The organism is Pseudomonas sp. PARCl1 (assembly GCF_947311875.1).
GTDB classification, from domain to species: domain Bacteria; phylum Pseudomonadota; class Gammaproteobacteria; order Pseudomonadales; family Pseudomonadaceae; genus Aquipseudomonas; species Aquipseudomonas juntendi.
This window is the reverse complement of the sequence record NZ_CAMZMX010000038.1, coordinates 12,968-24,985: the sequence shown is the minus strand read 5'-3', so window position 1 is coordinate 24,985 and position 12,018 is coordinate 12,968. Positions and strand designations below refer to the sequence as shown.

Sequence of the window (12,018 nt, the reverse complement as noted above, 5' to 3'; positions counted from 1 at the left end):
GCCTCAAGGACGCTTCGCCATGAACAACAACACTCTCAATGCCCTGTTTTCCACCCGTGCCGGCGCTGGCCTGAGCATTATCCGCATACTGGTCGGCATCATCTTCATGGCGCATGGTGCGCAAAAGCTGTTCGGCATGTTTGGCGGCTATGGCCTGGAAGGCACCGGCCAGTGGATGGAAAGCATCGGCCTGGCGCCGGGTTATCTGATGGCCCTGTTGTCCGGTAGTGCCGAGTTCTTCGGCGGGTTAGCCCTGGTGCTGGGGCTGCTGGCGCGCCCGGCGGCGCTGGCACTGAGCGTGACCCTGATCGTGGCGATTTTCTCGGTGCACATTGGCAATGGCTTGTTCATGTCCAACAACGGCTACGAGTTTGCCCTGGCGCTGCTCGCCGGTACCGTTGCCGTGATGATCGAAGGTGCCGGGCGCTTCTCGCTGGACCGCCTGATCGCCCGCTGACCCTTTGCAAGCTGTGAGCGACAAGCCGCAAGCAAGGGCGGGCCTTTCCTCGGCCTGCTTCTGCTTGCGGCTTGTCGCTTGCAACTTGAAGCTCATCGCTCTAGCATACCGCCTGCGCCGATTTAAACAGCTACTTGCGGGGCGCAGGAAAGCCCCTTGTGCGGCTCGTCCGAAATACCGCTAAAGCGCTGGTTCGGTGACGCCTCCCACCGCTGCCCAGCGGGATTCGCGAGGCGGAGAGAAGCACCATGAGTTGCCCACGTACCAGTGTCTGTTTGAGCCCTTTGCCTGCACACCAGGCATCCCGCACGCCGCGCATCCTGCTCGGCGGCCAGCATCAGCCCACTCTTTTGCGTCACCTCGAAGGCCTGTCCCGGCGCAAGGGCCAAGCACGCGCATTCCTGATCCAGTTCGCCGATGACGCCTGCAATCTTGCGCAGTATGGGCAGGACCGTTTCGACCTTGCGGTCATTCAGTCGCCCGGCCCGCAGGACGCTGCCGAGGTCATCGGCCACCTCACCCGTATCGCGCGCCAGGGCCTGATCACCCGCCGCTGAGGAGCGTTTGTTGAGCACCAACATCATCACCAGCGAAGGCCACGCGGCGCTGAAGAAAGAGCTGGACCACCTGTGGCGGGTCTATCGCCCCGAGATCACCCAGAAGGTCGCCTGGGCGGCGTCGCTGGGGGACCGTAGCGAGAATGCCGACTACCAGTACAACAAGAAGCTGCTGCGCGAGATCGACCGCCGGGTGCGGTATTTGCGCAAGCGTCTCGAGGATGTGAAGGTGGTGGCCTATTCGCCCGAGCAGGAAGGCAAGGTGTTTTTCGGCGCCTGGGTCGAGATCGAGAACGACGACGGCGAGACCATGAAGTTTCGCATCGTGGGTTATGACGAAATCTACGGCCGCAATGACTACATCTCGATCGACTCACCCATGGCCCGCGCCTTGCTGAAGAAGCAGGAGGGTGACGAGGTGCTGGTACACACACCTACCGGTGAAGCCACATGGTATGTGAACAGCATCAGCTACGGCCAGTGAATTGCGGCTGCATGTGCCGGCCCGGATGCCGGGCCGGCACATGCAGCCTCAAGTGTCCCGCAGTACCGCCAAAGGGCTGGCATTGAGCGCCCGCCGCGTGCCTATCACCCCCGCGCCGCCTACCAGCAAAGCCCCTGTCAATGGCAGCAACAGCAACCAGGGGTGCGGCCCCCACTGCAGATTGAAGGCATAGCGGTAAAGCACCAGGGTGATCAGTTCGCAACCCAGGGCCGCCAACAACCCGCTGGCTGCCCCGAGCAGGCCGAACTCGATCCGCCGTGCCCTGACCAGCAGCGGCCTGGGCGCGCCCAGTGCACGCAGCAGGGCGCCTTGGCGAATGCGCTCATCCAGCGTTGCCTGCAAACCGGCGAACAGCACCGCCAGCCCTGCCGCCAGGACGAACAGCAGCACATATTCCACGGCCAGGGTCACCTGAGCGAGGATGCTGCGCAGTTGGTCGAGCAGGGCATCGACCTGCAGGATGGTCACTGCCGGGAACGCACGTGACAGGGTCACCACGTCCAGGTCGTGCCCCGGCGCCAGGTAGAAGCTGGTCAGGTAGGTGGTCGGCAGACCTTGCAGGGTGCCGGGTTGGAAGATCATGTAGAAGTTGGGCTGGAAGCTGTCCCAATGCACACTGCGCAAGCTGCTGACCCTGGCTTGGCGCTGTTGGCCGCCGATATCGAACGTCAGCAGGTCGCCAGTCTGAAGCTTCAGGCTCTTGGCCAGCTCTGCCTCCACCGATACCCCGGGGATTTCGTGTTCGCCGGGCAATGCTTGCCACCAGCTCCCGGCTGTCAACGCATTGCCTTCGGGCAGTTCGGCGGCCCAGGTCAGGCTGAGGTCGCGCTGCACGGCGCGCTCGCCTGCCGAATCCTTGCTGACGATCTGCTGCACCGGTTGTTGGTTGATCTGCACCAGCCGCCCCGGTGTCACCGGGTATAGTGGGGCCGCGACGGCGTTGACCTGCTGCAGGTGCTGAGCGAACGGCTCGCGGTCGTCTGGCAGGATATTCAGGGCGAAATAGTTGGGCGCATCCTTGGGTAGCTGGGCCTGCCAGGTGTCGAGCAATTCCGCCCGCAGCAGGGCGACCAGGGCCATGGCCAGCAGGATCAGGCCGAACGCCAACGCCTGGCCAGCGGCGGCCATGGGGTGGCGCAGCAACTGGCCCAACCCCAGGCGCCAGGTCAGCGGGGCGCCGGCCAGCAAGCGGCGCAGGCTGCGCAAGCCGAGCAGCAGCAGGCCACCGAGCAACAGCGCAGCAACCAGGCCGCCAGCCAGCAGGGCGAAGGTCAGCAGCAGGTCCAGGCTTAGCCGCCACATGATCAGGCCTAGCGCGAACAGGGCTGCACCGTAAACCAGCCAACTGCTGGGCGGTATCGGCAACAGGTCGCGGCGCAGTACGCGCAATGGCGGCACCTGGCCCAGCGCCGCGATCGGTGGCAGGGCAAAGCCGGCCAGTGCTACCAGCCCTGTGGCGATGCCGGCCAGGGCCGGTAGTACGCCCCCGGCTGGGACCACGCTGGGAAGCAGGCCGTGCAGTACGCGGAACAGGCCCAGCTGGGCAAGCCAGCCCAGCAGCGCGCCGGCCAGCGCCGCTACTACGCCGAGCATGGCCAGTTGCAGGCAGTACAGGCCAAGGGCCTGCCGGCGCGACAGGCCCAGGCAACGCAGCAGGGCACTGGCGTCCAGGCGCCGTGCAGCGTAGCGGCTGGCCGACAAGGCTACGGCCACGCCGGCCAGCAACACTGCCACCAGGCTGGCCATGTTCAGGTAGCGTTCTGCCTTGCCCAGGGCGCCGCCGATCTGCTGATTGCCATCGCGGGTATCGCGCAGGCGCTGGTTGGCGGCCAGGCCTTTCTCAATTGCCTGGCGGTACTGCGCCAGTGCTTCGCTGTCGCCACGCCACAGGTCCCGGTAGGTAACCCGGCTGCCGGGCTGGATCACCCCGGTCGCCTGCAGGTCGGCCAGGTTGATCATCACCCGCGGCGTGAGGCTGTAGAAGTTGTTGGCGCGGTCCGGCTCATAGGTCAGTACCCGGCTCATGCGCAGGGTTTTCATGCCGACGTCGATGCTGTCGCCTATCGACAGCCCCAAGGCCGCCAACAGGCGCGGTTCCACCCATGCTTCACCGGGCGCCGGCCCGCCACCCGGGCGTTCAGCACCATATGGGGCCGCGGCGCTGCGCAGCTGCCCACGCAGGGGGTAGGCGCTATCGGCCGCTTTCACGCTGGACAGCTGGATACCGCTATCGCCGCCGACCACACTGGTGAACTCGACCACCTGAGCGTGGCGCAAGCCCAGTGCCTGGCCGGCCGCGAGTTGTTGTTCTCGGGCCGGGGCGCTGCCTTGCAACACCAGGTCGGCGCCAAGGAATTCGCTGGCGCGCAGTTGCATGGCGCCGTTCAGGCGGGCACCGAAATAGCCGATGGCGGTGCTGGCTGCCACCGCTACCAGCAGGGCGAAGAACAACACCCGCACTTCGCTGGCACGAAGGTCGCGAAGCAACTGGCGCAGGGCCAGGCCGCACAGGCGGGACAGCGGCATGTGCTTCATCAGGCCTCCACCGCTGCCACCAGGCGGCCTGCGTCCAGCCGGATCTGGCGGCGGCAGCGGCGGGCCAGGCGTTCGTCATGGGTAACCAGCACCAGTGTGGTGCCACGCTCCTGGTTCAGCTCGAACAGCAGGTCGCTGATACGCTCGCCGGTGTGGCTGTCCAGGTTGCCGGTGGGTTCATCGGCGAACAACACGGCAGGGTGCGCGGCGAAGGCGCGGGCGATGGCCACCCGTTGTTGCTCGCCCCCGGACAGCTGGCGTGGCGTGTGGCTGAGGCGCGCGCCAAGGCCGACCCGTTCAAGCAAGTTGCGCGCTTGCTCGCGGGCATCGCTGCGCCCGTCAAGCTCCAGCGGCAGCATGACATTCTCCAGGGCGTTGAGGCTGTCCAGCAGTTGGAACGACTGGAACACGAAGCCGACATGTTCGGCGCGCACCCGGGCGCGCTGGTCTTCATCCAGCGGCCCGAGGTCGTGCCCGGCAAGTATCACCTTGCCAGCGCTGGGTTGGTCCAGGCCGGCGAGCAGGCCAAGCAGCGTCGACTTGCCCGAGCCCGAAGCGCCGACGATGGCCAGGCTGTCGCCCTGGGCCAGGTCGAGGGACAGGGCGTGCAGGATGGCGAGGTCACCTTCCGCACTGGGGACCACTTTGCTAAGGTTCTGCGCAACGAGAATGCTGGGGCCCATGGAGAATCCGATGCGAATAAGGTGGCTGAGTGCCGGTCTGGCCCTGTATTGCCTGGCCCAGAGCGCGGCGGCGGGAACGTTGCTGGTGGTTGGCGATAGTATCAGCGCCGGTTTTGGCCTGGATAGCCGCCAGGGGTGGGTCTCTCTGTTGCAGACCCGGCTGGAGAAGGAAGGTTTCGACGCCAAGGTGGTCAATGCGTCGATCAGTGGCGACACCAGTGCGGGTGGCCAGGCGCGCTTGCCCGCGCTGCTTGCAGCGCATAAGCCCAGCCTGGTGGTACTGGAGCTGGGCGGCAACGATGGCCTGCGCGGGCAGCCGCCTGCGCAATTGCAACAAAATCTTGCTTCGATGATCGAGCGCTCGCGGCAGGCTGGCGCCAAAGTGGTGCTGCTGGGCATGCGCCTGCCGCCCAATTACGGTGTGCGCTACACCCGTGCGTTTGCCAACGTGTATGAGCAGTTGGCGGCGGACAAAAAGGTCCCGCTGGTGCCGTTTTTCCTTGAAGGGGTAGGGGGTGTGCCAGAGTTGATGCAGGCTGATGGCATTCATCCGGCCCAGGGTGCCCAGCAGCGCTTGCTGGAAAATGCCTGGCCGGCGATAAAACCCTTGCTGTGATGCTTTAAACGGGGGCAGCTTTCGGCTAATGTTGCGCCCCCCGTTTCGAGTGCCACCGATGCCGCGCCCCGCCTGGTCCCTGTACGCCTACCAATTGATCGAGCCCGATGAGCAGCTTGACCTGTTTGCCTGCCAGGAGGTCCGCGTGCACCTGGTGGCCCGGCAGCTCGAGTTGGGTGTGCCGGTAGACCGTACCTTGTGCGGTGGGCTGCTGCCCGCGCAACCGCGCTGGTCGGGGGTGCCGCGCTCGATCTATCGCGATGGCCGCCTGTGCGAGCTGTGCCGGGCCATCCTCGATGCCCAGCGGCGGGGCATGCGCCCGGTGTGGCCTGAGCTGCACGGCAGCTGAACGACTCGCACCTTTCATCATCTGAAACGCTTGCCGCTCAGCAATGCCTCCCGCTGGCACCAGTGCAGGTGTACAATCGATTCTCTTGACCCACCTTTCGAAGGATTTACCGGATGTTGCCGCGCTTTCCTGCCGTCACCCGTAGCCTGTCCCTGGCCGCCCTGCTGGTAGCAGGCCCCGCTGCTGCGCTGGAGCTGCCACTGCCACCTCCTGGTGAAGACATCGTCGGCCAGGTGCATGTGATCAAGGCCAAGTACGAGGACACCTTCGCCGATATCGGCACCGCCAACGACCTCGGCTACCTGGAAATGATCGCTGCCAACCCGGGTGTGGACCCGTGGTTGCCGGGCGCCGGCACCGAGATCATCCTGCCCACCCGCTACATCCTGCCACCGGGCCCGCGCGAAGGCGTGGTCATCAACCTGGCCGAGTACCGGTTGTACTACTACCCGAAAGGTCAAAACGTGGTGTACACCTTCCCGCTCGGTATCGGTCGTGAAGGCTGGGGTTCGCCGATCGCCAACACCAAGATCATCGCCAAGACGCCGAACCCGACCTGGACCCCGCCCGCATCCATCCGCAAAGAGCACGCGGCAGACGGCGATATCCTGCCTGCGGTGGTGCCGGCAGGCCCGGACAACCCACTGGGGCCGTTCAAGTTCACCTTGGGCGTGCCCGGCTACCTGATCCACGGTTCGAACAAGAAGTTCGGTATCGGCATGCGCACCAGCCACGGTTGCTTCCGCATGCTCAACAACAACGTGTTGGAACTGTCCAAGCTGGTGCCGGTGGGTACGCCGGTGCGCATCATCAACGAGCCTTACAAGTTTGGTATCAGTGGCGGCAAGGTGTACCTCGAGGCACACACCCCGCTGGATGACCAGGGCAATCCGTCGGTAGTCGACAAGCATACCGCTGTCATCAATGCCTTGCTCAAGCGCGAAGACCTGGCCAACAACCTGCGCATGAACTGGGACATGGTGCGTGATGTGGTGGCTGCAGAAGATGGCATGCCGGTAGAAATTGCCGTACCGGTCGAAAACCAGGCAGGCGCACCGGTGGTTTCCAGCATTCCCCCAGAACTGCAGTAAGGCAGTGGCGATACAGGGAGGCCCGCCTTTGTGCGGGCCTTTTCGTAACAGTTGGAAGGCGCGGCAACGAGCAGGCAAAAAAAAGCCGACCCACAAGTGGGTCGGCTTCTTAACAATCCGTAAGGATTATTACTTGCGGCTGGCTTTGTCCAGCATACGCAGAGCGCGCTCGTTGGCTTCGTCAGCGGTCTGCTGAGCCTTCTGAGCGGCTGCCAGTGCGTCGTCAGCCTTACGGTAGGCTTCATCGGCACGGGCTTGAGCGCGAGCGGCTGCGTCTTCAGTCGCAGTCAGACGAGCTTCAGTTTCTTTGGAGACGCTGCTGCAACCGGTAGCCAGAACTGCGGCCAGAGCCAGAGCAGAGAATTTCAGAACGTTGTTCATCGTGTTCCCCTTCAAGGACTTTCTATTAAATAGCCATCTCTCGGAAAAGAGAAACTGGCCGGCGTACATAGTACTCATTACTTGTAGTAAGTAAACTGACTGAGCGCAAGAACTGCAAAAAAAATGTTGCTTGACGTGCCCCCGACACGCTGCGCGAGCTGGGCGTGATCAACAACCTGCCGTGCCCGCAAGCAAGTGTAATACAGGAACTTTTTTGTTGAACTAAGGGTGACTTGTACGGTCTTTCGGCGTCTTAAAGCCTAGAGCATCCAGCGGCTGCAGGGGCAACGGCATTAAGTGAAGAGGGTAGCGCCAGGCCCTTTTTAACTGTCGAAACCTTGAGTAAATCCGCATGCCGCGCCTACTATCTTGTGAGCGCCAGAAGACTCGAACGATTGCAATCGTCCAGTGGTCGTATGGGCAACAGGTGGCGTAGAGCATTCTGTGCCGGATTAAACCACCATCGGTTAGGGAAGGGTCTACCTGAAAGACCTGCGAGGAGTAGTGATGAGCGAATCGTTGACCATCCACCATGACCAGGCCGGTCATCAGTTCGAGACCACCGTGGACGGTCATCGTGCCTACCTGACGTACATGGACCTGGGCAAGCAAACGCTGGATATCTATCGCACCTTCGTGCCTAACGCCCTGCGCGGCCGTGGCATCGCTGCCGCGCTGACCGAGCAGGCACTGGCTTATGCCGAGCAGATGGGCTACACGGTGATACCGTCGTGCTCATACGTGGAGCGCTACATGGAGCGCCAGCAGCGGCACTCCACCAAGGCCTGAGCCAAGCCATGAGAGCGGGCCATGGTGAGCCCGCTCATTAGGGCGTCAATCAGCCACGCTTGCGCTGCGGCAATACATCTTTGAGCTTGGCACGCATGCTGCGCAGCGTTTTTTCGGTTGCCGACCAGTCGATGCAGGCATCGGTAACCGACACGCCGTATTGCAGGTCTTCCAGGTTCTTCGGAATCGACTGGCAGCCCCAGTTCAGGTGGCTTTCGACCATCAGGCCGATGATCGACTGGTTGCCTTCGAGAATCTGGTTGGCGACGTTCTCCATCACCAGTGGTTGCAGGGCCGGGTCCTTGTTGGAGTTGGCGTGGCTGCAGTCGACCATGATGTTTGCCTTGATCTTGGCCTTGGCAAGGTCTTGCTCGCACAGCGCAACGCTGACCGAATCGTAGTTGGGTTTGCCATTACCGCCGCGCAGTACCACGTGGCCGTATGGGTTGCCCTTGGTGGTGACGATCGACACGCCGCCTTCCTGGTTGATACCCAGGAAGCGATGTGGCTTGGACACCGACTGCAAGGCGTTGATGGCGACGGTCAGGCCGCCATCGGTGCCGTTCTTGAAACCTACCGCCGATGACAGCCCCGAGGCCATCTCGCGGTGGGTTTGCGATTCGGTGGTACGGGCGCCGATAGCCGACCAGCTGATCAGGTCCTGCAGGTATTGCGGGGAGATAGGGTCCAGCGCTTCGGTCGCGGTCGGCAGGCCCATTTCCGCCAAATCCAGCAGCAGCTTGCGGCCGATGTGCAGGCCGTCCTGGATCTTGAACGAGTCATCCAGGTACGGGTCGTTGATCAGGCCTTTCCAACCGACCGTGGTGCGCGGCTTTTCAAAGTACACGCGCATGACCAGGTACAGGGTGTCGGACACCTCTGCGGCCAGTACTTTCAGGCGCTCGGCATATTCGTGAGCGGCCTTGATATCGTGGATGGAGCAAGGGCCGACCACAACGAACAGGCGATGGTCCTTGCCGTCGAGAATATTGCGCACCACTTCACGGCCGGCAGTCACGGTCTGCAGGGCCTTGGCGCTGAGGGGGATTTCCTTCTTGAGCTGATCAGGGGTGATCAGGGTCTCGTTGGAGGCAACGTTCAAGTCATCGATCGGTAAATCAGCCATCGTGTTACTCGTCAGGTCACGGGTGCCGGCCGCCAACAATCCCCGTGCGGCCCAGCAGCAAGAATAATCGCAACGGGGAGCCGAACCTTAGCGCGTTACAAGGGGCGGGACAATGGGCTGAGCCCAGTCATTGTGGGGTTTTTACCTGTACCAAGGGTTGAAGCGCGAATGGCCTGCCCAACGTTGCCCAACCGGTGTAAAAAGAACGCCTACCTGTTAGCTGGAGATTGGCATGCATTCGCGCGCACTACGTATTGGCATCATTGGCAGTGGCGCCATTGGCGGCTTCTATGGGTTGATGCTGGCCAAGGCCGGTTTCGATGTGCATTTTCTGCTGCGTAGCGAGTACCCGGCGGTATGTGAGCATGGCCTGAGCCTGGACAGTGCCGAGCACGGCACGCTGCACATGAAGGTGCAAGCCTATGCCAGGGCCGCCGATATGCCGCCCTGTGACTGGTTGTTGATCGGGGCCAAGGCGACCAGCAACGACCACCTGGCCCCGTTGATCGTGCAGGCTGCCGCACCGGGTGCCAAGGTGGTGCTGTTGCAGAACGGCCTGGGGGTCGAGGAGCAGCTGCGCCCGGCACTGCGCAGCGACATGCACCTGCTGGGCGGGCTGTGCTTCATCTGTGTCAACCGGCAGGGGCCAGGGGTGATCCGGCATCAGGCCTTGGGTACCGTGAACCTGGGGTACCACAGCGGGCCTGCCAGCGATGGTGGTACGGCGCTGGTCAGTGAGGGCACAGGCTTGTTCCAGGCGGCGGGCATCGACTCGCACGCCATGCCGAACCTGGCGCTGGCGCGCTGGCAGAAACTGGTATGGAACGTGCCTTACAACGGGCTCTCGGTATTGCTGGGTGCCAGCACCACTGCATTGATGGGCAACGCCGCCAGCCGTGAACTGGTCCTGGCGCTGATGGCAGAAGTTGTGCAGGGTGCCGCAGCATGCGGCCATACGCTGCCGGAAGGCTACGCCCAACACCTGTTCCAGGTCACCGAGCGCATGCCTGATTACTGGCCCAGCATGTACCACGACCATGCACACAAGCGCCCATTGGAGTTACAGGCCATTTATGCCGAGCCGCTGGCGCTGGCGCGGGCGGCTGGCTGCCGCTTGGCGCGCATGGAAATGCTCTACCAGGCGCTGTTGTTCATCGACCAGCACCAAGGCCGGGTCTGAGCGTTTCGAGGGGGTATTCCCAGCCCGATACAGCTCACCCGTGCAGCGCGCCGGACGGCGAAGCGTGCCTCTGCCGCGCTGCTAAGCTGAAGCTTGATCTGCCGCAGCGGCAGTCCAGGAGGTCGAATGATCCGCTCCATGCTGTACGCCACCGACCTCGGTGTCTATGCCCCGTTTGTCATGCAACATGCGCTGGCGCTGGCGCGGACATTCGGGGCTGAGTTGTACGTGATCCATGCGGTCGAGCCCATGGGCCAGTTCGCTGAATCTCTCCTGCAAAGCTACCTCGACGAGCAAACGCTCGACCAGTTGCACAGCCAGGGGGTGAATACGGTAATGGCCAATATAGAGCAGCGCGTGCTGGAGAACTTTCGCGATGAGCTGGGCGAGGAGGCCGACCTAGCCGTCATCAAGGCCGTACGGGTTCGCCAGGGCGACCCGGCGCAGGTCATTCTGGATCAGGCGCAACGGCTCAGTGTCGACCTGCTGATTTTTGGTAGCCACAGTGCCGGTGCCGGGGTGGATGTGCCAATCGGCCGCACGGCGGTGCGGCTGCTGCAACTGTCGCCGGTCCCGGTCTACATGGTGCCGTTGGCGCAGCATTTGGGGCGTAGGAAAACGTGAGCGCGGCTGTAGGGCATATCCTCAGCATGTAACAAAATTGTTCTAGATTTATTTCCGGAACCACTAATATAGTTATATATCGTCGCTGCTTGCTGCCGCTGACTCATCGCTGAACCGAGGGAAATCTATGAAGCTTCAACAACTGCGCTACATCTGGGAAGTGGCGCATCATGACCTCAATGTCTCCGCGACGGCGCAGAGCCTGTATACCTCCCAGCCGGGTATCAGCAAGCAGATCCGCCTGCTGGAAGACGAGTTGGGTGTTGAAGTATTCGCGCGCAGTGGCAAACACCTGACCCGCGTTACCCCGGCCGGTGAGCGCATCATCAATACCGCGGGCGAAATCCTGCGCAAGGTCGAGAGCATCAAGCAGATCGCCCAAGAGTTCTCCAACGAGAAAAAGGGCACGCTGTCCATCGCCACCACCCATACCCAGGCGCGCTACGCGTTGCCGCCGGTGATCAGCAGCTTCATCAAGCAATACCCGGAAGTGTCCCTGCACATGCACCAGGGCTCGCCGATGCAGATTGCCGAAATGGCCGCAGACGGCACGGTCGACTTTGCCATTGCCACCGAGGCACTGGAGCTGTTCGGCGACCTGGTCATGATGCCTTGCTACAAGTGGAACCGTTGCGTGGTCGTGCCGCAAGGTCACCCACTGGCCAAGCTGCCCAAGCTGACGTTGGAGGCCGTAGCCGAATACCCGATCGTGACCTATGTGTTCGGTTTCACCGGGCGCTCCAAGCTGGATGAGGCCTTCAACCACCGCGGCCTTACGCCGAAGGTAGTGTTCACTGCCGCCGACGCCGACGTGATCAAGACCTATGTGCGCCTAGGGCTGGGCGTGGGCATCGTTGCCGGCATGGCAGTGGACGCCAAGCTCGACAGCGACCTGGTGGCACTCGATGCCAGCGAGCTGTTCGAGGCCAGCATCACCAAGATCGGTTTCCGCCGTGGCACCTTCCTGCGCGGCTTCATGTGTGACTTCATCGAGAAGTTCGCGCCGCACCTGACCCGCGAAGTGATGGCCAAGGCAATCCAGTGCCACAACAAGCAGGAGCTCGAAGCGCTGTTCGAAGGGGTCGAGCTGCCCGTGCACTGAAACGCGAACACCGGGGGCTTTGC

14 protein-coding genes are annotated in these 12,018 nt (G+C 62.8%); 10 read left to right on the top strand and 4 right to left on the bottom strand.

The features are described from left to right. Positions 1-19: 19 nt before the first annotated feature. From QME24_RS18530 to greB, 3 genes are all read left to right on the top strand, one after another. Entirely contained in the window at positions 20-457 is a 438-nt protein-coding gene (locus QME24_RS18530; RefSeq protein ID WP_009683838.1) for a DoxX family protein, read from the top strand. Between the two features lie 248 nt (positions 458-705). Further along, complete coding sequence (locus QME24_RS18525) at positions 706-1,014, top strand: hypothetical protein (protein WP_009683839.1); 309 nt, start codon at positions 706-708, stop codon at positions 1,012-1,014. A gap of 10 nt (positions 1,015-1,024) precedes the next feature. Beyond that, the gene (gene greB / locus QME24_RS18520) at positions 1,025-1,498 is read left to right on the top strand and encodes a transcription elongation factor GreB (RefSeq protein ID WP_009683840.1); all 474 of its coding nucleotides are present in this window, start codon (positions 1,025-1,027) and stop codon (positions 1,496-1,498) included. Between the two features lie 48 nt (positions 1,499-1,546). Here greB and QME24_RS18515 read toward each other — a convergent pair whose 3' ends face one another. Together QME24_RS18515 and QME24_RS18510 are read right to left on the bottom strand one after the other, a co-directional pair. Then, entirely contained in the window at positions 1,547-4,054 is a 2,508-nt protein-coding gene (locus QME24_RS18515) for an FtsX-like permease family protein (protein WP_192439896.1), read from the bottom strand. Beyond that, on the bottom strand, positions 4,054-4,737 hold the full coding sequence (locus QME24_RS18510; RefSeq protein WP_054905364.1) for an ABC transporter ATP-binding protein: 684 nt from the start codon (positions 4,735-4,737) through the stop codon (positions 4,054-4,056). The genes QME24_RS18515 and QME24_RS18510 overlap by 1 nt, the downstream gene beginning before the upstream one ends. Positions 4,738-4,747: 10 nt before the next feature. On the opposite strand from QME24_RS18510, the gene QME24_RS18505 reads away from it, so the two are divergent. From QME24_RS18505 to QME24_RS18495, 3 genes are all read left to right on the top strand, one after another. Further along, complete coding sequence (locus QME24_RS18505) at positions 4,748-5,353, top strand: arylesterase (protein WP_009683844.1); 606 nt, start codon at positions 4,748-4,750, stop codon at positions 5,351-5,353. Between the two features lie 58 nt (positions 5,354-5,411). Continuing rightward, entirely contained in the window at positions 5,412-5,702 is a 291-nt protein-coding gene (locus QME24_RS18500) for a hypothetical protein (protein ID WP_009683845.1), read from the top strand. A gap of 113 nt (positions 5,703-5,815) precedes the next feature. Beyond that, the gene (locus tag QME24_RS18495; protein ID WP_009683846.1) at positions 5,816-6,793 is read left to right on the top strand and encodes a L,D-transpeptidase family protein; all 978 of its coding nucleotides are present in this window, start codon (positions 5,816-5,818) and stop codon (positions 6,791-6,793) included. A 129-nt stretch (positions 6,794-6,922) separates the two neighbouring features. Here the strand turns inward: QME24_RS18495 and oprI are convergent, their stop codons facing one another. Next, the gene (gene oprI / locus QME24_RS18490; RefSeq protein ID WP_003259780.1) at positions 6,923-7,174 is read right to left on the bottom strand and encodes an outer membrane lipoprotei OprI; all 252 of its coding nucleotides are present in this window, start codon (positions 7,172-7,174) and stop codon (positions 6,923-6,925) included. 507 nt (positions 7,175-7,681) lie between these two features. Between oprI and QME24_RS18485 the strand changes: the two genes are divergently transcribed. Next, positions 7,682-7,963, top strand: coding sequence for a GNAT family N-acetyltransferase (locus QME24_RS18485; RefSeq protein ID WP_009683847.1), 282 nt, complete (start codon positions 7,682-7,684; stop codon positions 7,961-7,963). 49 nt (positions 7,964-8,012) lie between these two features. Here the strand turns inward: QME24_RS18485 and QME24_RS18480 are convergent, their stop codons facing one another. Further along, positions 8,013-9,089 carry a 3-deoxy-7-phosphoheptulonate synthase gene (locus tag QME24_RS18480; protein ID WP_009683848.1) on the bottom strand — a complete coding sequence of 359 codons (1,077 nt, stop codon included), beginning with the start codon at positions 9,087-9,089 and terminating at the stop codon, positions 8,013-8,015. 232 nt (positions 9,090-9,321) lie between these two features. Here QME24_RS18480 and QME24_RS18475 point away from each other — a divergent pair, with 232 nt between their 5' ends. The 3 genes from QME24_RS18475 (at position 9,322) to cysB (ending at position 11,995) form a co-directional block, all read left to right on the top strand. Beyond that, positions 9,322-10,269 carry a putative 2-dehydropantoate 2-reductase gene (locus tag QME24_RS18475; protein ID WP_054905365.1) on the top strand — a complete coding sequence of 316 codons (948 nt, stop codon included), beginning with the start codon at positions 9,322-9,324 and terminating at the stop codon, positions 10,267-10,269. A gap of 126 nt (positions 10,270-10,395) precedes the next feature. Further along, on the top strand, positions 10,396-10,893 hold the full coding sequence (locus QME24_RS18470; RefSeq protein WP_009683850.1) for a universal stress protein: 498 nt from the start codon (positions 10,396-10,398) through the stop codon (positions 10,891-10,893). Between the two features lie 127 nt (positions 10,894-11,020). After that, the gene (gene cysB / locus QME24_RS18465) at positions 11,021-11,995 is read left to right on the top strand and encodes an HTH-type transcriptional regulator CysB (RefSeq protein ID WP_009683851.1); all 975 of its coding nucleotides are present in this window, start codon (positions 11,021-11,023) and stop codon (positions 11,993-11,995) included. The last annotated feature ends 23 nt before the right edge of the window (positions 11,996-12,018 follow it).